At 63.0% G+C, this 17,982-nt stretch carries 19 protein-coding genes; 7 read left to right on the top strand and 12 right to left on the bottom strand.

All coding sequences use genetic code 11. The features are described 5' to 3' along the window. Nucleotides 1-118: 118 nt before the first annotated feature. On the top strand, nucleotides 119-622 hold the full coding sequence (locus FJ934_RS26235; RefSeq protein ID WP_140613319.1) for a GNAT family N-acetyltransferase: 504 nt from the start codon (nucleotides 119-121) through the stop codon (nucleotides 620-622). Next, the gene (locus FJ934_RS26240) at nucleotides 619-1,647 is read left to right on the top strand and encodes a histone deacetylase family protein (protein WP_140613320.1); all 1,029 of its coding nucleotides are present in this window, start codon (nucleotides 619-621) and stop codon (nucleotides 1,645-1,647) included. Before FJ934_RS26235 ends, FJ934_RS26240 begins: the two co-directional genes overlap by 4 nt. 15 nt (nucleotides 1,648-1,662) lie before the next feature. Here the strand turns inward: FJ934_RS26240 and FJ934_RS26245 are convergent, their stop codons facing one another. From FJ934_RS26245 to FJ934_RS26255, 3 genes are all read right to left on the bottom strand, one after another. Beyond that, nucleotides 1,663-2,931, bottom strand: a complete 1,269-nt coding sequence (locus FJ934_RS26245; protein WP_181165780.1) for a cysteine desulfurase-like protein — start codon at nucleotides 2,929-2,931, stop codon at nucleotides 1,663-1,665. A 48-nt stretch (nucleotides 2,932-2,979) separates the two neighbouring features. Next, nucleotides 2,980-4,047, bottom strand: a complete 1,068-nt coding sequence (locus FJ934_RS26250; protein WP_140613321.1) for an aldo/keto reductase — start codon at nucleotides 4,045-4,047, stop codon at nucleotides 2,980-2,982. A gap of 114 nt (nucleotides 4,048-4,161) precedes the next feature. Further along, nucleotides 4,162-4,623, bottom strand: a complete 462-nt coding sequence (locus FJ934_RS26255; RefSeq protein ID WP_140613322.1) for a hypothetical protein — start codon at nucleotides 4,621-4,623, stop codon at nucleotides 4,162-4,164. Nucleotides 4,624-5,006: 383 nt separating this feature from the next. On the opposite strand from FJ934_RS26255, the gene FJ934_RS26260 reads away from it, so the two are divergent. Continuing rightward, complete coding sequence (locus FJ934_RS26260; RefSeq protein ID WP_140493788.1) at nucleotides 5,007-5,171, top strand: hypothetical protein; 165 nt, start codon at nucleotides 5,007-5,009, stop codon at nucleotides 5,169-5,171. Between the two features lie 51 nt (nucleotides 5,172-5,222). Here FJ934_RS26260 and FJ934_RS26265 read toward each other — a convergent pair whose 3' ends face one another. Then, on the bottom strand, nucleotides 5,223-5,729 hold the full coding sequence (locus FJ934_RS26265; protein ID WP_140613323.1) for a DUF1993 family protein: 507 nt from the start codon (nucleotides 5,727-5,729) through the stop codon (nucleotides 5,223-5,225). A 142-nt stretch (nucleotides 5,730-5,871) separates the two neighbouring features. Here FJ934_RS26265 and FJ934_RS26270 point away from each other — a divergent pair, with 142 nt between their 5' ends. After that, entirely contained in the window at nucleotides 5,872-6,924 is a 1,053-nt protein-coding gene (locus FJ934_RS26270) for a DUF1176 domain-containing protein (protein ID WP_140613324.1), read from the top strand. Nucleotides 6,925-6,942: 18 nt separating this feature from the next. On the opposite strand, the gene FJ934_RS26275 is transcribed toward FJ934_RS26270, so the two are convergent. The 7 genes from FJ934_RS26275 to FJ934_RS26305 form a co-directional block, all read right to left on the bottom strand. Further along, nucleotides 6,943-7,836 carry an alpha/beta fold hydrolase gene (locus tag FJ934_RS26275; protein ID WP_181165779.1) on the bottom strand — a complete coding sequence of 298 codons (894 nt, stop codon included), beginning with the start codon at nucleotides 7,834-7,836 and terminating at the stop codon, nucleotides 6,943-6,945. A 32-nt stretch (nucleotides 7,837-7,868) separates the two neighbouring features. Continuing rightward, a complete protein-coding gene (locus FJ934_RS26280) occupies nucleotides 7,869-9,479 on the bottom strand; it encodes a molybdopterin-binding/glycosyltransferase family 2 protein (RefSeq protein WP_140613325.1) in 1,611 nt (536 codons plus the stop codon). A 66-nt stretch (nucleotides 9,480-9,545) separates the two neighbouring features. Then, nucleotides 9,546-10,265: an XdhC family protein gene (locus FJ934_RS26285; RefSeq protein ID WP_140613326.1), complete on the bottom strand. Its 720-nt coding sequence runs from the start codon at nucleotides 10,263-10,265 to the stop codon at nucleotides 9,546-9,548. Between the two features lie 4 nt (nucleotides 10,266-10,269). Further along, the gene (locus FJ934_RS26290) at nucleotides 10,270-10,608 is read right to left on the bottom strand and encodes an XdhC family protein (protein WP_140613327.1); all 339 of its coding nucleotides are present in this window, start codon (nucleotides 10,606-10,608) and stop codon (nucleotides 10,270-10,272) included. 50 nt (nucleotides 10,609-10,658) lie between these two features. Continuing rightward, a complete protein-coding gene (locus FJ934_RS26295; RefSeq protein ID WP_140613328.1) occupies nucleotides 10,659-11,909 on the bottom strand; it encodes a VWA domain-containing protein in 1,251 nt (416 codons plus the stop codon). Between the two features lie 5 nt (nucleotides 11,910-11,914). Next, nucleotides 11,915-12,844 (bottom strand): MoxR family ATPase, encoded by a 930-nt coding sequence (locus FJ934_RS26300; RefSeq protein ID WP_140613329.1) that lies wholly within the window; start codon nucleotides 12,842-12,844, stop codon nucleotides 11,915-11,917. After that, on the bottom strand, nucleotides 12,841-13,368 hold the full coding sequence (locus FJ934_RS26305) for a flavin reductase (protein WP_140613330.1): 528 nt from the start codon (nucleotides 13,366-13,368) through the stop codon (nucleotides 12,841-12,843). Before FJ934_RS26305 ends, FJ934_RS26300 begins: the two co-directional genes overlap by 4 nt. Nucleotides 13,369-13,548: 180 nt before the next feature. On the opposite strand from FJ934_RS26305, the gene FJ934_RS26310 reads away from it, so the two are divergent. Together FJ934_RS26310 and FJ934_RS26315 are read left to right on the top strand one after the other, a co-directional pair. Further along, nucleotides 13,549-14,622, top strand: a complete 1,074-nt coding sequence (locus FJ934_RS26310) for a branched-chain amino acid ABC transporter substrate-binding protein (protein ID WP_140613331.1) — start codon at nucleotides 13,549-13,551, stop codon at nucleotides 14,620-14,622. Beyond that, nucleotides 14,622-15,641, top strand: a complete 1,020-nt coding sequence (locus FJ934_RS26315; RefSeq protein WP_140613332.1) for a P1 family peptidase — start codon at nucleotides 14,622-14,624, stop codon at nucleotides 15,639-15,641. Before FJ934_RS26310 ends, FJ934_RS26315 begins: the two co-directional genes overlap by 1 nt. An 86-nt stretch (nucleotides 15,642-15,727) precedes the next feature. Here the strand turns inward: FJ934_RS26315 and FJ934_RS26320 are convergent, their stop codons facing one another. Further along, nucleotides 15,728-15,982 carry a DUF2171 domain-containing protein gene (locus tag FJ934_RS26320; protein ID WP_010909112.1) on the bottom strand — a complete coding sequence of 85 codons (255 nt, stop codon included), beginning with the start codon at nucleotides 15,980-15,982 and terminating at the stop codon, nucleotides 15,728-15,730. Between the two features lie 283 nt (nucleotides 15,983-16,265). On the opposite strand from FJ934_RS26320, the gene purB reads away from it, so the two are divergent. After that, nucleotides 16,266-17,573 (top strand): adenylosuccinate lyase, encoded by a 1,308-nt coding sequence (gene purB, locus FJ934_RS26325; protein WP_140613333.1) that lies wholly within the window; start codon nucleotides 16,266-16,268, stop codon nucleotides 17,571-17,573. The last annotated feature ends 409 nt before the right edge of the window (nucleotides 17,574-17,982 follow it).

A 17,982-nucleotide genomic window follows, 5' to 3' on the forward strand; every position in this document is an offset into this window, starting at 1 on the left:
CGCCTTCGCCAATCCCCGATGTTGCAAGAAAGGCGCCATCGGCGACACTGCCAATCTCCCCCCTTGAGGGGGAGATGTCCGGCAGGACAGAGGGGGGTGCCTTGGCGCCCTACCTGTCGTGAGCGGCATCCTCATCCGCCCCGGCCGGATCGACGATGTGGACACAATCCACGCCGCCCTTCTTAAACTCGGTACCCATATTGGCGCGCATCAGGAGATCACCTCAACCGCTGATGATCTCCGCCGCTACGGCTTCGGCGAAAAGCCGGCCTTCTCCACCCTCATCGCCGAGATCGACGGCGAATTCGCCGGCCTCTGCCTTTATTTCCCGATCTTTTCGACCTGGATGGGCCGGCCCGGCGTTTATGTGCAGGACCTCTACGTCGAGGACCGGTTCCGCGGCCGCAAGATCGGCGAGCGCCTGCTGCGACGCGTCGCTGCGGAATGCCGGAAAGAAGGCGGTGCCTATCTCAGGCTGTCGGTCGACACCGATAATGAAGGCGCCAAGGCCTTCTATGAAAGGCTGGGCATTGCCTGGTCGAGCTATGAACAGACGCAGAAGATCATCGGCGAGGCCTTCTTTGCCTTTGCCGACGCGCCGGAGAATGAGGAGCAGGAATGAAAGCCTTCTATGCCGAGGAGCAGAAGCGCCATGATCCCAAGGCCTTTCTTTCCAGCGGCGCGCCGCAGCCCAATCCGGAAAAGCCGGAGCGCGTCGAGAGATTGTTAGCCGGCGCAAAATATGCCGGCTGCACGATCGAACGGCCCCGCGATCATGGGCTCGGTCCGGTCTCGGCGGTGCATACGCCAGAATATCTCGACTTCCTCGAGCACATTTTCGCGCGCTGGCAGCGCATTGATGGCGCTTCTGACGAGGTGATCCCGAACATCCACCCGATCGCGCGCGGCGGCTCCTATCCGGCCTCGGCGGTCGGTCAGGCCGGCTACCACATGGCCGACACCGCTTGCCCGATCTCGGGCGAAACCTGGCATAGCGCGGTGTGGAGCGCCTGGAGCGCGGTCGACGCCGCCGAGGCGGTGATGGCTGGCGCACCGGCCGCCTATGCGCTGTGCCGCCCGCCCGGCCATCACGCTTTTGCCGACGTCGCTGGCGGCTTCTGCTTCATCAACAATTCGGCCGTCGCGGCCCAGGTGCTGCGCAAGCAGGCCGCGCGCGTGGCCATCCTCGATGTCGACCTGCACCATGGCAACGGCACGCAAGGCATCTTCTATGCGCGGCCCGACGTGCTCACCGTCTCACTGCATGCCGACCCGGTGCGCTTCTATCCCTTCTTCTGGGGCCATGCCGACGAGCGCGGCGAAGGGCCTGGCCTCGGCTATAATTTCAACCTGCCGCTGCCACGCAAATCCGCCGACGCGGCATTTCTGGAAGGGCTTGCGGTGGCGTTCCAGCGTATTCGCGCCTTCTCGCCCGACGCGCTGGTCGTGGCGCTCGGCCTCGACGCCTTCGAGGGCGATCCGTTCGGCGGACTTTCGGTGACGACGCCAGGCTTCTCGCGCGTGGGCGAGGCCATCGCCGGTCTCGGCCTGCCGACGGTCATCGTCCAGGAAGGCGGCTATCTCTGCGACGCGCTCGGCGACAATCTCACCGCCTTCCTCACCGGTTTTGGCGGCAAGGCGCGGTGACAGTTCAGGCTCGCATCAGGAGCGCTGCTGCCTGAGCATGGCGATCACGCGGTGCACGCTCCCCAGCGTCTCGTCGATCTCATCAGCCGTGTTGTAGTGAGCGATGCCGATACGCACGACGCCTTGTTCGGCCGGAATGCCGAGTTGGTGGACGATCTCCCAGGCGTAGTTGTGGCCGGACCACAGGAAGATGTTTTCGGCGTTCATCTGCCGCACGATCGTTTCCGGAACGATACCTTCGACGGTGAAGGAGACTGTCGGCACCCGATCACCGAGCCGTTTCGGATCGGTGATGCCGTGGATGGTCAGGCCTGAAATGTCGGACAGGCCATCGATCAGCCTTTGCGCCAGCGAATTTTCATAGGCGATGGACACTTCGAACGCCCTGGCGATCTTCTGCCTCCTCGAGCCGCCCTCACCCGCCGCCGCACCCAGTCCGGCAAAATAATCGACGGCCGCCGTGAGACCGGCCATCAATTCGATCTGCGGCGTGCCGAGTTCGAAGCGCTCCGGCAGACCGTTGGACGAACAGCGGCATTTGTAGGCTTCCAGACTGTCGATGACGTCGCGCCGGCCCCACAATATGCCCATATGCGGGCCGAAGAACTTGTAGGCCGAGCAGATCAGGAAATCGCAGCCGAGATCCCGCACATCGATCAGGCCATGTGGCGCGAACTGGACGGCATCGACATAGACCAGGGCGCCGGCCTGCTTTGCAAGTTGGGTCAGAGATTTGACCCTGTTGATCGAGCCGGTGAGATTGCTGGCGTAGTTCAAGGCGACGAGCCGTGTCCTGCCGGACAGCAGACCGGCCAGTGTCGCCTCCTCCACCTGCCAGCTCTTTTCATCGAACGGCAGCCAGCGCACAACCAGCCCGAGATCCTCGGCCAATTGCAGCCAGGGCGACACGTTGCCCTCGTGATCCATGCGGGTGAGGATGATCTCGTCGCCCGGGTTCAACGTGCGGCCGAGTGTGCGCGACATGTGATAGGTCAGCGTCGTCATGTTGGCGCCGATGATGATTTCCTGCGGGCTCTCCGCATCAAGGAAATCGGCCATTGCCTCATGCGCTTCGTCGACGACTGTTTGAGCAGCGACCGTCGTTTCGAAATAGCCGCCGAGATTGGCGTTTGTGGTCAAGAGGCAGTGCGACACGGCGTCAGCGACAGTTTGCGGCACCTGCGTGCCGGCCGGATTGTCGAGATAGATGCGGCGGCGACCCTTGTCAGTCAGTGAGAGGGCGGGAAATTTTCCACGCACGGCCTCGATCGAAAAATCCACCATCATCTCCACCCTTCTATTATGCCTCGATAATTCTGCAACCGGTCCCGATCAGGGACAGGGATTGCCGACCCTCTGGTGAATGGCATCCACCGCCTTCTGCATCTCTTCGGTCCACACCACATCGACGGATGATAGTGCCATCTCCAACTGCGGAATGGTTGTCGCGCCGATGATGTTGGAGGTCACGAAGGGACGGCTCGAGACATAGGCATTGGCAAACAGGGCCGGCTCGAACCCGAAACTGCGCGCCAACTCATTGTATTCGAGCTGCGCTTCGGCCGCATTCGGTGTCTCATAGCGCTGGCCACGGTTGAACAGTTGCGAGCGCGAGCCCGGCGGGCGCGCGCCATGGTCGTATTTGCCGGTCAGATAGCCCTGCGCCAGCGGCGAATAAGCGAGCAGCGACACGTCCTCACACTCGCAGACCTCGGCGAGATTGACCTCGAAGGTGCGGTTGACGAGATTGTAAGCATTCTGGATCGACGCGACGCGCGGACCGATCCCTTTGTCGGCCTCTGCCAGGAAGCGCATCACGCCCCACGAACTCTCGTTCGACAAACCGAAATGGCGAATTTTTCCAACCCTCACCAGTTCGTCGAACACCGCGAGTGTCTCGGCGACCGGCGTCTCGCCAGCCGGCGCGCCGGCCGCGTCGGCACGACGCGCCACGGCGCCGACGCGTGTTGGGTTGGCGCCCCACGGGATGTCGCGTTCCGGCCAATGGATCTGATAGAGGTCGAGATAGTCCGTGCCGAGCTTGGCCAGCGACTTGTCGATGGCGTCAAAAATATCGGCCCTCACCAATTGCGAGGGCCGGCCGCCGCGAAACCAGTTGTTGGCGGTGCGGCCGACGACCTTGGAAGCGAGGATCACCTTGTCACGGTTACCCCTCGCCTTCATCCAGCTGCCGATGATCTTTTCTGTCCGTCCCTGTGTCTCGGCCTTGGGCGGAATCGGGTAAAGTTCGGCGGTATCGATGAAATTGACGCCGCGCGAAAAGGCCAGATCCATCTGGGCGTGGCCCTCGGCCTCGGTGTTCTGCTGGCCCCAGGTCATGGATCCCAGGCAAATCTGGGTAACAAGAAGATCGGTCCGACCGAGACGGCGTTTGTGCATGGAATTCTGCTCCGGAGGGAAAGCGTGCGCGGCCGCGCGGGGAGGAAATCGCACCTTACAGGAAAGCGGTGGCGCTCTCCAAGTCTCGCAAGGCCTACTTTTGAGTCGAGGCGTTTAGCGGCGCACGCGGGCTACGGCGCGGCGTTTGGCGTCGTCGATCAGCATATTGGCGATCTGCATGCGGATCATGGCGTGCTGGCGCAGATGCGGGGCGACGCGATCGGGATGGTTGGTAAAAGCAAAGCTGCGGCGCATGCGTCCGAAATCGGCAGCGCCCTTGGGCTGGTCCAGTCCCAGTTCGGCTGCGATCGATTCGGGGTCGATCGGCGGCAATTTTTCCTCGGGTTTCGGTTCCTCGCCGGCCAGTGCCAGCCTGGCGTGGTCCAGCAAGGCGGCAAACTCGCTCGCCAGATCAGCACCTGCCTCACGATATTCGGCGGCGGATACTTTGATGCGGCCGGAATGGAGTTCATCCGCAACCGAGAGATAGTCGAAGGGAATGAACGGACGCGTGCCCGCCTCGTCGTCCTCTGTGCCGTCACCCTTTTCCGAGGCCACGAAGAGGTCGTCGAGCAACGAAGCGAAATCACGCTTGGTGCCGGTAGCGATGTCAGCCTCCCCCTTGCCCGACTGTTGCGTTATCAGAACATAGAACCGGCTCGTTAAAAATAAATGCCACCGGTCTTGATGAATTTAGCCATTCGGAGGATCGCACCCGGTTCCCAACAAAAGCCGGACTGCACTTTCGTGCAGCCCGGAAATTCGCCAGGAGTGACGAGGAAAAACTGGCCACGTGCCGGCGTCCAAGCCTACGATTGTGCGGCGCGAAAGTTCACCGGACCGCGAAGAAATCTCATGAAAATCATCCCGGACATGGCAGGCATGCAAATGCTGCACTGCACAATTGTCACGATTCACCTATATTGGGATTCGTGGAGGACCAATCAGGAGCCTGAATCATGGGTTTCTTCACTGAAATGTTCGCCCGGCCACGGCCACAGGAACATCTGAGATACCGCGCGGCACTTGCGCTGCTTCATTCGATGAGCAACGCCGACCGCGCCGATATCGGCATCAAGCCAGCCGATTTTCCGCGCATCGCCCGCGAAATGTCCGTTCGCTAAGCTGTTGTGAGATGTCCCGGATCGATCCGGGACATCTCAAGACCTCAATCCTCAACGCGTTCCGAGGAATGTCGCCTTGCCGAGCGGCACGCCATTGTGGCGCAGAATGTCGTAAGCGGTGGTGAGGTGGAAATAGAAGTTGGGCATGGCCAGATGCAGCAGATACTGCATGCCGCCCATCGTGGTTTCGCGTCCGCCGAGCTTCAACTCGATCGTCCTTTCGTCGGAACCGTCGATATCGGCGGCCGAAAACGTCGCCAGATGCGCGATCGTCCTGGCTATCCTCGCCTCGAGGTCGGCGAAGCTTGCCTCATTGTCCTCGTATTTCGGCACTTCGCGGCCGGCCAGCCGCGAGGGCGCGCCTTTGGCATGATCGGTCGCGATCTGCACCTGCCTGGTCAAGGCGAACATGTCGGGCGCCAGCCGCGCCGTCAGAAACACCTGCGGGTCGATCTTGCGGTCAAGTGCATTCTGTTCGGCAGCTGCCAGAACACTGGAAAGTGCTTTCAGCCTGGCCGAGAACACCGGCACGGAAGCCTCATACATCGATATGGTCACGTCAAATCTCCTGTCCGGTCTAAGCGCCGTCGCGAGGAGCTAGCGCCTCAAGGCGCGATTCTTCAAGCGCCATGAGCGCCGCGTCACCACGCCGCCGCAATCGCAATGATAGAATCTGCGTTATCGAACGCGGAGATTCCCGATGAGACGCGTCCTTCTCGCGGCGACTGCCCTTCTCTCCCTTGCCGCCGTCGGCCATACGGCACGTGCCGCCGGCGATGCTCCCGAAACACCCTATATCGACGACAGGTCGAGTGCCGAGGCGGTCATCCGTTCGCTCTACAGCGCCATCAGCCGGCACGAATTCGCCCGCGCCTGGGGCTATTTCGGCGATACCAAGCCGGCTAAGGATTTCGACAGTTTCGTCAAGGGCTATGACGGCACCGACAAGGTCGAGGTCGCGACCGGTGCGGTTTCAGACGAGGGAGCCGCCGGCAGCATATACTATAACGTGCCCGTCGCCATCCGTGCCACGGACAAGAACGGCGGCGAAAAGGTCTTTGCCGGCTGCTACACGCTGCGCCAGGTGAATGCCCAGGCCCAGGCGGAGCCACCTTTCGATCCCATACATATCGAGAAAGGCGCGCTGAAACCTTCCACCGTCGATTTCGAAGGGGCGTTGCCGCCAAGCTGTGGCGACGGACCGCCGCCGCCCAAGAAGGACACCGCGCTCGAACAGGCCAAGAAGGCTTTTCTGGCGACGTATGGCGACCAATGCGACAAGAACCTTTTGGCCAGCGAGCCGGAAACTTTCTCGATCAAGTACAGGGACAAGGATGCGGCCGCCAGCGACCCCGACCGGGAAGCGCGGCTTTTCCATTTCTCCTGCTCGGTCGCCGCCTACAATGAAAACTCCATCTACTACATGAGCGACGATGTATCAGGAGTGCGGCAGTTGCAGTTCACGGAGCCGGAGATGGATATCCGCTACGTGAACAACGACAGCGAGGGCAAGGTCGAATCCATGCACATTGTCGGCTTCCGGACGACAGGCTGGGCGACCAATTCCAGCTATGACAAGGATGCCCACACGATCACCACCTTCAACAAATGGCGTGGCGCCGCAGATGCCTCTTCGTCGGGCACCTATCTGTTCCGCAATGGCGATTTCTCGCTGGTCCAGTATGATGTCGACGCGTCCTATGACGGCGAGCAGAACCCGCAGACCGTCGTCGACTACAACACCGCGCCCTGAAATGTCGGTGGGCGGCGGTCAAGGTGACTTCGACAGCATCCAGTTGAGCGTTCCCCGCCAGTCGGCCATGCGGATCGGCGTGCCGTGCGTGCCGGTCTCGAAACGGACGAAGCGGGTCGGATAGGTCTTCGATTTGGCCAGGATCGAGCGGAAGAAGGCTTCCTGATTGGCGACGGGAAAGACCACGTCGTGACTGCCCTGGCCGAAGAACACCGGCACGCGGCGTTTGAAAGCGGGGCTGGCGAAAAAGCTGTCGTCCCACAGCGAACCGAGCAGCAGCAGGCCATCGATGCGGCCGCCCGTGTCCTTACGTCCCGCAAGCTTCCAGCACAGCGCGCCGCCCATGGAGCCGCACGCGACGAAGATCTTCGCACCCGGAGACTGTCCGGCATAGTGATCGATCAGGGCCGCGACCTGCGCGGCGCCCTTGTCGCCGAAATCGGGGAAATCCGGAGAGAGATAAAGGCCGCCATTGCCGGCCATCAGGTTCTTGATGCGGTTGAAATTGCCGCCGAAGGTGAAGTCGTCGACGCCCTGCTTGCGGCTGCCGCCCTGCCCGTGCAGATAAAGCACGATGATGGCTGCACCTTGCGTCTTGCCGACGGCGACATGCCTGACATCGCCGGCGTCCGTCTTCAGCATCAGATCCTGCTGCACCTTGCGTACGCCGGTATCGGTATATTGCGGATGCACGCGTTTTTCCGGCACCTCGTCGCGCTGGTTGATGTCGCGCATTTCGCGGTAGTCGATGACCGTATACGCGCCGTTGGTGTCGGACGAGAGTGTGGCCGGATAGGCGAAGAGATCGTCCTTGAAGGGTTTTAGCTCGAGCACATTGGCATGGCCGGCAGCGCAAAGAAAAAATGTTGCGACCAGAAGAGCGGGAAGCGGGGAAGAGAAACGAAAAGCCATATCGCAGGCATGCGTAATAGAGCTCCGGGTTGTCAATCCTGGAGCACGCCGCCGGCATCTTCCAACGCCTCGCGGGTGTCGACATCGACTGACGCGCCCTCGCCGATCTCGACATCGATGACATCGAGCCCTTCGGCCTCGACCAGATGGCGGGCACCGGTATCGCCTTCGAGATGAGCGATCGCCGGGAACAGCGAGCGCGGCAAAAGCACCGGGTTGCCGCGCTTGCCCTCGTGCGAGGCGCGGACCACCGAGTTGCCTCCAGCCTTGCGGAAGGCATCGATCAGCCGGTCCAGGTCCTCAGACGCGACACCCGGCATGTCTCCCAGCACGATCATCGCGCCGGCGACGTCCTCAGGCAGGTAGGCAATACCGGCTTTCAGCGAGGTAGACAGGCCATCGGTGAAATCGGGATTGTCGGCGAAGGTGACGTCGAGACCCGACAAGACCGCGCGCACGCGCTCGCGCTGGTGGCCGGTGACGATGATCGTGCCCGATGCCTTCGAGGCGAGCGTACGCTCGGCGGTGCGGCGCACCAGCGGTTGGCCATCGAAGAGCGCCAGAAGCTTGTTCGGCCCTCCCATGCGGCTCGACCGGCCGGCCGCCAAAAGCACGATCCCGACCTTGAGCCTGCTCTTGGCGGGCAGCGGCTCGCGCGGCTGCGGCCGCGTCGGGATCTCCATCAACAGCCCGCCGACCCCCATGCCGGCGATGTCGCGCGCCGTGACGTCGAGGCCGGCAATCAATCGGTCAAGCACCCAGTCGAAGCCATTTTCCTTGGGACTGCGGGCGCAGCCGGGCGCACCGATGACGCGCTTGCCGGCAAGCGTGCCGAGCACCAGCAGATTGCCGGGATCGACCGGCATGCCGGCGCGGATGACGGTCCCCCCCGCCATCTCGATCGCCGCCGGAACGACATCGGCGAAATCGCTCATGGCCGACGCGCCGAAGATCACCACCATGTCGTTGTCGCGCGCCAGCGACCTTGTGGCCTCCGCCACCGGCGCGATCTCGTGCGGCGTGCGCCGTTCCGCCGTCAACCTGCCGCCCGAGCGCGCCAGCCGTGCCTCGGTGACGCGCAACGTTTTGTCGAGCACACCGGGCTTGATGCCCGGCAGAACCGTCTGGATGACACCGACGCGCACCGGTCTGTAGGCGTTGACGGCAAAGATCTCGCCGCCGGCACAGATTCTCGTCACCGCGTCGACAAGTGTCGAGGCAACCGCGAAGGGGATGATCTTCACCGTCGCGACCATCCCGCCCTTCTCAACCGGCGCGTGCTGGGCGAGCGTCGCGATGGTGATGGCGGGATCGACAGCGTTGATGGCGTCGATCATAGCGGCATCGACCGTGAAGATGCCCGCTGCCCTGGCGTGGAGATTGACCCGACCGGTGGCGGCGGGCCTGGCCTCGACGCCGCTGAAAATCATGCTCTCGGCGATTCTCTGCGCCGCGGCGTCCTCGCCGAGGTCGTCCGAAGCCAGCACGGCCGCAACGACCTGCGATATCCCTGCTGCTTTGAGTATGGAGACATCTTCGGCGCTCAGCCTGTGGGCCTTGCGAAAGCGCTTTTCGCCGGCGGTAGTGGCATGCGCCAGCACCGCGCCTTCGGCCGCCTCAATCGGGATCGGACCGAATTTCACGCCACCGCGCCCGCAGAGTGCCGCGCGTCCACCTGGACGCGCAAAGGACGCTCTGCTGTTTTGAATTTACGCATCCTGCTTGTCCAAAGCTGATATCGATCTTTCGAGGCCGCGCGAGCGGAAGGCTAAGATGGTTTGCGCGAGAATGGCGACCGCGATCTCGGCGGGGCTCGCGGCGCCGATATCGAGCCCGATCGGCGCGTGGATGCGGGCGACCTGTTCGGCACTCGCGCCAAGCGCCAGCAGGCGCTCGACTCGCTTGGCGTGCGTCTTGCGGCTGCCAAGCGCCCCGACATAGAAGCAGTTGGCATCGAGTGCGGCTTTCAGGGCGAAATCGTCGATCTTCGGATCATGGGTGACGGCGGCAAGCGCCGTGTAGGCGTCGAGCGGCTGGCGCTTCAATACATCTTCCGGCCACTCGGCATGCAGGGCGACATCGGGAAAGCGGTCCGGCGTGGCGAAAGCGGTGCGCGGATCGATGATCTCGAGGGGATAGCCGGCGATCCTTGCCATCGGCGCCAGCGCCTGGCTGATATGGACGGCGCCGATCACCACAAGGCGCGGCTGGGGCAGATGCGCATTGAGAAAGAAGGTCCGTCCTTCCGCTTCGACGGAACCGGAATTGCCTGATCGGAAAGCCCTGGCGATTGCTGTTCCGAGCTCGCCGGCAACCTGATCGCCCTCACGCACGATACGATCGCGGCCGTCACCGAGATCGGTGACGAGGATCGCCGCGCGGCGGGCGCGTCGTTCAGCGTTGAGGGTCTTCAGCGCGTAGGGATCCATCGGATCAGCCTAGCCTTTCCAGATAGACCTTGATGCGGCCGCCACAGGACAAGCCAACCTGCCAGGCGGTCTCATCGGCAACGCCGAACTCCAGCATTCTTGCCTTGCCGGAGCCGATGACGTCCATCGCCTCGGTCACCACGGCGCCCTCGACACAGCCGCCCGAAACGGAGCCGTGGAAATTGCCGTCCGCATCGATGACAAGATGGCTGCCGACCGGACGTGGCGCCGAACCCCAGGTCTCGACCACGGTCGCGATGGCGACATCCTTGCCGTCCTTCATCCAGCCTTCCGCGATGATCAGCGGATCGCGGGCCTCATCGAGATAAATGCTGTCGCTCATTATCGCTTCTCTCAGGGTCTGATTTTCCAAGGAACCGAGAAAACATATGGCTATGCCGCACGCCTCGCGCCAGCATCCATCCATCGCCGCGGATCGACTGAAAGCGCCGACTTCTTGTCCAGCGAGGCGCAGAGGTCGACGAGCGCATCAAGATTGTGCACCGAGCGGAATTCGTCGACGTGCGGCAGCATAGCCTTGACGCCACGGGCGCGCGCCTGAAAACCGTCAAACCGCAACAACGGGTTCAGCCAGATCAGCCGCCTGCAGGATTTGTGCAGCCGCTCCATCTCCTGCGAGAGGCCGGTGATATCGTCGCGCTCCAGCCCGTCGGTGATCAGGAGCACGACCGCGCCCTGCCCCAGCACACGCCGCGACCATATCAGGTTGAATTCGGCCAGTGTATCGCCGATGCGCGTGCCGCCCGACCAGTCCTTGACCACCGCCGAACAGTCGGCGAGTGCCGCGTCGGGGTCGCGATGTCGCATCTGCCGCGTCAGATTGGTCAGCCTGGTACCAAAGACGAAAGTGTGCACGCGCCGGCGTTTTTCCGTCAGCGCGTGCAGGAAATGCAGGAAGATGCGCGTGTACTGGCTCATCGAACCGGAAATGTCGGCCAGCACCACCAGCGGCGGGTGGGCCTCGCGGACCGAACGGAATTTCGGCAGGATCAACTCGCCGCCGGTGCGCGCGGCCGAGCGCATCATGGCGCGCGGATCGATACGGCGGCCATGCGCATCGGCCTTGAAGCGCAGGGTCCGCACCAGGTCGACAGGCAGCCTCAACTCCGCGATCGCCTTCCTGGCGTCGGCCATCTCGGCGGCGTTCATCTGGGCAAAATCCTTGTCCCGCAACACCTCGCTGCCGGAAAAAGTGAAGCGGGCATCGACCTCGATCTCGGGAACCTCCCGCGGCGGCTGGTTCTTCCGATGGCCCTCGAACAGCGCCTGGCTGACGCGGTTCTCAGCCGCGCGTGGCTTCTGCTTCTCCCTGGCGTCGGGCGCTACCGGCGAAAACATTGCCAGCAGTTTTTCGATCAGTTCGCGCGACTTCCAGAACAGCCGGAAGGCTTCGTCGAAGGTCGGGTGATCCTCATGCCGTGACACCAGCACGGCGTGCAGCGTCCAGTAGAAATCGTCGCGCGAGCCGATGCCGGCGGCGAGCACCGCCTCGATCGCGTCCTTGACCGAGGCCGGCCCGACCCGCATGCCTGCCTTGCGCAAGGTGCGGGCGAAATAGACGATGTTATCGGCGATGCGGCCGTCCGCCGTCGCCTCTCTGGGGTCGGGACGCGGCGCCTTCATTGCCGCTACTCCGCCGCCGCGAGTTCGGCCTTGACCTCGTCGAGGATGCGCCGGCCCTCGCCCGCGCCGATGCGGGCAATGTCGTCCTGGTATTTCAACAGCACGCCGATCGTGTCGGATACGGTCTCGGGATCGAGCGCCACCTTGTCGAGTTCGGTCAGCGCGCCGGCCCAATCGATGGTCTCGGCGACGCCCGGCACCTTGAACAGCTCCATCCGGCGCAGCTTCTGGATGAAGGAGACCACCTCCGCCGAGAGCCTCTGGTTGGCCTGCGGCACCTTGCGGCGCACGATCTCCAGCTCGCGCTCGGCATTGGGATAATCCACCCAGTGATAGAGGCAGCGCCGCTTCAGCGCGTCATGGATCTCGCGGGTGCGGTTGGTGGTGATGATGACGATCGGCGGTTCTTCCGCCTTGATGGTGCCGAGTTCGGGCACCGTCACCTGGAAGTCGGACAAGATTTCGAGCAGGAAGGCCTCGAAGGCTTCGTCCGTGCGGTCGAGTTCGTCGATGAGGAAAACCGGGGCCGCCCCCGCTTTGCCGGTCAACGCGTCCAGCACCGGGCGGCGGATGAGGTATTTTTCGGAGAACACGTTGCGTTCCATGGCGGAGCGATCGACGTTTCCAGCCGCCTCCTCCATGCGGATCTCGATCATCTGCGCGGCATAATTCCACTCATAGACGGCCGAGGAGACATCGAGCCCCTCATAGCATTGCAGCCGGATCAGCCTGCGGCCGAGCGCCCTAGCCAACACCTTGGCGATCTCGGTCTTGCCGACGCCGGCCTCGCCCTCGAGGAATAGTGGCCTGTTCATGCGCAGCGACAGGAAAAGCACGGTGGCCAGCGACCGGTCCGCCACATAGTCCGCGCCGGTCAGGAGATCGAGCGTCTCGTCGATCGTCCGCGGCACGGCTCGCGGTCTCAAGTCGCTCATTCCTTCTCCGTGGCCGCCGCAGCCCCACTGTCCAGAACGTGGTAGCCGCGTGCGTGATAGATCAGCGGCCGCAAATTATCGCCGATGCGCAGGCCTGTCACCTTGCCAAAAAGCACACGATGGGTCGCCAGGTCCTTGGTGTCGATCAGTTCGCAATCGAACACCGCGAGCGCGCCCTTCAGCGTCGGCGCGCCGGTGGAAATCACGTCCCATTCGCCGAGCGCGAAACGCTCCTCGACCGGCAGACCGGTGATGCCGGAAAACCCAATCGACAGCGGCTGCTGGTGCGACGCCAGCGTGTTCAAGGCAAATCTGCCGTTCTTCACGAAAGGCTCGTTCTTGGGATTCTCTCGGTTGAGGCAGACCAGGATGGTCGGCGGCGTATCCGATACCGAACAGGCAGCAATCACCGTCGCGCCACGCTTGCCCGCCGGCCCATCGGTGGTGACCACATGGACGTGGCCGGCAAAATGGCTCATCGCGTCGCGATAGGCCTGCGGTCCAATATCATTCTTCTTCAGCACCGGAATTTTCCACAGCCAGAAACCCTACCGCTATATATGGCCAGACATGACATGCCACAAGCGAAGTGCTTGGCCCATATCCCTGAATTCGCGTGTTGCACCAAGGCCGGGCACCCTTTAGGTCTTGGCGGGGATTGGCGCCTGCGTGATGTCGCGGGCTTGGAGGGACTCTTCGAAAGGATGCGATCCGGGGCAACGATATCCGCCGCACTGGCCTGGCTGTTCGTGGCCAGCACGGCTAGCGCTGAGACGCTCACCATCGGCGTCGCCGCGCCCCTGTCGGGACCATCGGCCATCCTCGGCAAGCAGATCGAGACCGGCGCCGAACTTGCGGCGGAAGCAAACGGCATTGAACTCAAGACCGAGGACGACGCCTGCACCGCCGATGGCGGCGCGGCCGCGGCCAGGAGCTTCGCGGCGGCCAAGGTCGATGTGGTGGTCGGCTTCCTCTGCACAGAGGCGATCGAGGCGGCGTTGCCGATCCTGAAGGACGCCAATATTCCGGTCATCACCGTCGGCGTGCGCACCGAAAGTCTGACCGACCGCCGCGCCAAGACCGGCTGGCCGGTCTATCGCCTCGGGCCGCGCGGCGACGATGAGCGCAATGCCGTTGCCTCCTCCCTGACGCGCCTGTGGCAGAACGAGCTTTTCGCCATCATCGATGACGGCACCATATATGGCCGCGAGATCGCCGAGACATTTCGCGCGGCGGCGGAACAGGCGGCACTGAAACCTGTCTTTGTCGACACGTTCCGGCCACAGCTCGACAACCAGATCGGCCTCGTCGGCCGGCTGAAAAAGGCTGGCGCCACCCACGTCTTTGCCGGGGGTGACGGGGATGACATCGCGATCATGGGCCGCGATGCCGCGCAACTTCAGGCCGGCATCGTCTTTGCCGGCGGTGAAAATCTGCGCACGCCGCCGAGCGACGTTCCCTATGCAACGGGCACGTTGATGATCGCGCCGCCCGAATGGGCCGATGTCGCCGACCCCAAAGTGCTGGAAAGCTTCTTCGCCCGAAAGATCGTGCCGGACGGCTACACGCTGCCGGCCTACGCAGCGGTCGAGATCGCCAGGGCGGCGTCAGCCTTGTCCGAGAGCTCGGGACAGCCGCTCGCCGACGCCCTAACCGGGCATGATTTCACCACCGCGATCGGCCCGATCCGCTTCGACGCCAAGGGCGACCTCAGCCAGAGCCTTTACCGCGTCTTCCGCTTCGATGGCACGCGCTTCGTGCCCCTGGAAAGCAACTGATGTTCCGCACCGGTCCGCGCAATCTGATCACCGACGTTGCCGGCCTGCGCGTCGGCAACGCGTCGGATGCCAGGCTGAAGTCCGGCGTGACGGCTGTGCTTTGCGACGAGCCGGCGGCGGCGGGTGTGCAGATCCTTGGCGGTGCGCCCGGCACGCGCGAGACGGACCTGCTCGAACCGCACAATTCGGTGGAGACGGTCCATGCCGTGGTGCTTTCGGGCGGCTCGGCCTTCGGCCTCGACGCGGCGTCCGGCGTGCAGGCCATGCTGCGCGAGCGCGGCATCGGCTTCGAGGTCGGCGGCTTTCGCGTGCCGATCGTGCCGGCCGCGATCCTGTTCGATCTGCGCAATGGCGGCGACAAGGATTGGGGCCGTTATCCCCCATACCGGGATCTCGGCTACGAGGCGGCGCAATCCGCCGCGACCGATTTCCAACTCGGCACTACCGGCGCCGGCACCGGCGCGCTGACCGCGGGGCTGAAGGGCGGCTTGGGTTCCGCGTCGACCCTGCTGGACAGTGGCGTCACCATCGGTGCGCTCGCAGCCGTCAACCCGACCGGATCGGTCACAGTCAGCCACACCCGCCATTTCTGGGCGGCGCCGTTTGAAATCGGCGACGAATTCGGTGGGCAGGGATACCCCTCTCCAATGCCGGACGATGCGAAGAGCATCTTGCTGAAGTTTCGCGACAAGCATGCCGGGCAGCAGGAAACCGGTGGCAACACCACCATCGCCGTCATCGCGACAGACGCGGTTCTGACCAAGGCCGCGGCAAAACGCCTGGCGATGTCGGCGCATGACGGCTTCGTACGCGCCATCTGGCCGACCCACACGCCAGCCGACGGTGATCTGGTGTTCGCGCTGGCAACGGGCAAGAGTGGCATCCGGCTCGAAGCCGATGCGGCAATCGACCTCTATGCCGCGGCCGGCGCCACCATGGCACGCGCCATCAGCCGCGGCGTGTTTGCCGCGACGCCAGCCGACAATGATATGTTTCCCGTCTGGTCATCGCGTCGCTAAAACGGGTTGCCGTTTCACGCAAACGGCAACCCGTTCTATCTCGTTGTGTTGACGTAATCCCGGATGGGATTGGCCGAAGCCGTCAATCAGACCGGATCCGACTTCTCTTCCTCAAACGTCACCGCGACATCGGAATTCGCCGACAGCCACACCTTCTTGCCATCGACTTCGGCAACCAGGGCCAGAGGAATGTAGTGGTGATGGCCCTTGTGAGCGCCCTCGCCGCTATCAGCCTTGGTCAGTTTGATACGCTGGCCGTCGACCTTGTCGACGGTGCCTAAATGCACGCCATCGGCGCCGACGACTTCCATATGTTCACGAATTTTGCTGGTGTCGGTCATGGGGGGTTCTCCATTTGGGGACTGCCGACAATAACAAATGACAATCCGTTTGGATGCATTTTTTGGCCAGATGAGATTTTGATTCGGTCTTTGAGCCGACCGCCGGATTGGAAACCTTGCAATCCTACCATGCCGAATGGCAGGCACCCCGTCTTCGCCTCACCGGCTCTGTTTTCCGCCTTGTTTGTCGCGGGCCTCCGCTTTGGGCGGCAGCAACATTGAGCATTTTGCCCGCCTCTGTTAGGACGCGGCCAACGCAACGCGAAGCTGGAAATCGATCCGTATGATCCCTCGCTATTCCCGGCCGGAAATGGTCGCCATCTGGTCGCCCGAAACCCGGTTTCGCATCTGGTTCGAAATCGAAGCCCATGCCTGCGACGCCTTGGCCGAACTCGGCGTCATCCCGAAGGAAGCGGCGAAAACCATCTGGGAAAAGGGCGGCGCGGCGAAATTCGACGTCGAAAAGATCGACGAGATCGAGCGCGTCACCAAGCATGACGTTATCGCCTTCCTGACCCATCTCGCGGAATTCGTCGGACCCGACGCGCGTTTCATTCATCAGGGCATGACGTCTTCGGACGTGCTCGACACCTGCCTTGCGGTGCAACTCACCCGGGCCAGCGACATCCTGCTCGCCGACATCGACGCGCTGCTTGCCGCGCTCAAGCGCCGTGCCTTCGAGCACAAGGACACTGTCACCATCGGCCGCAGCCACGGCATCCATGCCGAGCCGACAACCTTCGGCATCAAGCTGGCGCAGGCCTACGCCGAATTCTCGCGCTGCCGCGAGCGGCTGGTGCACGCGCGGGAGGACATCGCAACCTGCGCGATTTCAGGGGCGGTCGGCACCTTTGCCAACATCGAGCCCTATGTCGAGGAGCATGTGGCGGCAAAGCTCGGGCTGAAGCCTGAGCCGGTGTCGACGCAAGTGATCCCGCGCGACCGCCACGCCATGTTCTTCGCCACGCTTGGCGTCATCGCCTCGTCGATCGAGCGGCTGGCGATCGAGGTCCGGCATCTGCAGCGCACCGAAGTGCTGGAGGCGGAGGAGTATTTTTCCCCCGGCCAGAAAGGCTCGTCGGCCATGCCGCACAAGCGCAATCCGGTGCTGACGGAAAACCTCACCGGCCTAGCCCGCATGGTGCGTTCCATGGCCCTGCCGGCGATGGAAGATGTGGCGCTTTGGCACGAGCGGGACATCTCGCATTCCTCGGTCGAGCGCATGATCGGCCCGGATGCCACGGTGACGCTCGATTTCGCGCTGTCGCGGCTGACCAGCGTCGTCGACAAGCTGGTCGTCTACCCCGAGAACATGCTGAAAAACATGAACAAGTTCCGCGGCCTTGTGCATTCGCAGCGCGTGATGCTGGCGCTGACGCAGGCCGGCCTGTCGCGCGAGGACTCCTACCGGCTGGTTCAGCGCAACGCCATGAAGGTGTGGGAACAAGGCGCTGATTTTCTCGAGGAACTTCTGGCCGACAAAGAAGTGACCGCTGCCCTACCCGACGCGGAAATCCGCGAGAAGTTCGACCTGGGTTACCACACCAAGCATGTCGACACGATTTTCAGGCGGGTGTTCGGCGAAGCTTGAGGCGAGCCTTCTCCCCGTCTAAGGCAGCGCCAACAGCTACAGTTGCGCATCGGAGGGAGCATTGTTGCTTGAAGCAGCGCCTACCAAACTTGCTTGGTGGGTCAGCGCCGCCGCTCATTGCCCTGCCGGGCATTTCTCCCCGTACAGTGACCAGGGCTATCGCATATGGAGGCCGAGGCTTTCGCCCTACGAGTACCCCCACCCCTAACCCCTCCCCACAGGGGGGAGGGGGACTTCCGTTGATGCCGATCATGGCAGATTGAGCATGTTTTTCGATGCCGAGGCGGAAGTAAAATGCGCGCGGCAGCATTCCCTCCCCCTTGTGGGGAGGGTGTTTGTGCCGGAGACAAGGTGGACAGGTGTTCGGGGACATCGTGGACACATTTTTTCATCATGATGAGACGGGTTG

Source organism: Mesorhizobium sp. B2-4-12, assembly GCF_006441575.1.
Taxonomy (GTDB): Bacteria; Pseudomonadota; Alphaproteobacteria; order Rhizobiales; family Rhizobiaceae; genus Mesorhizobium.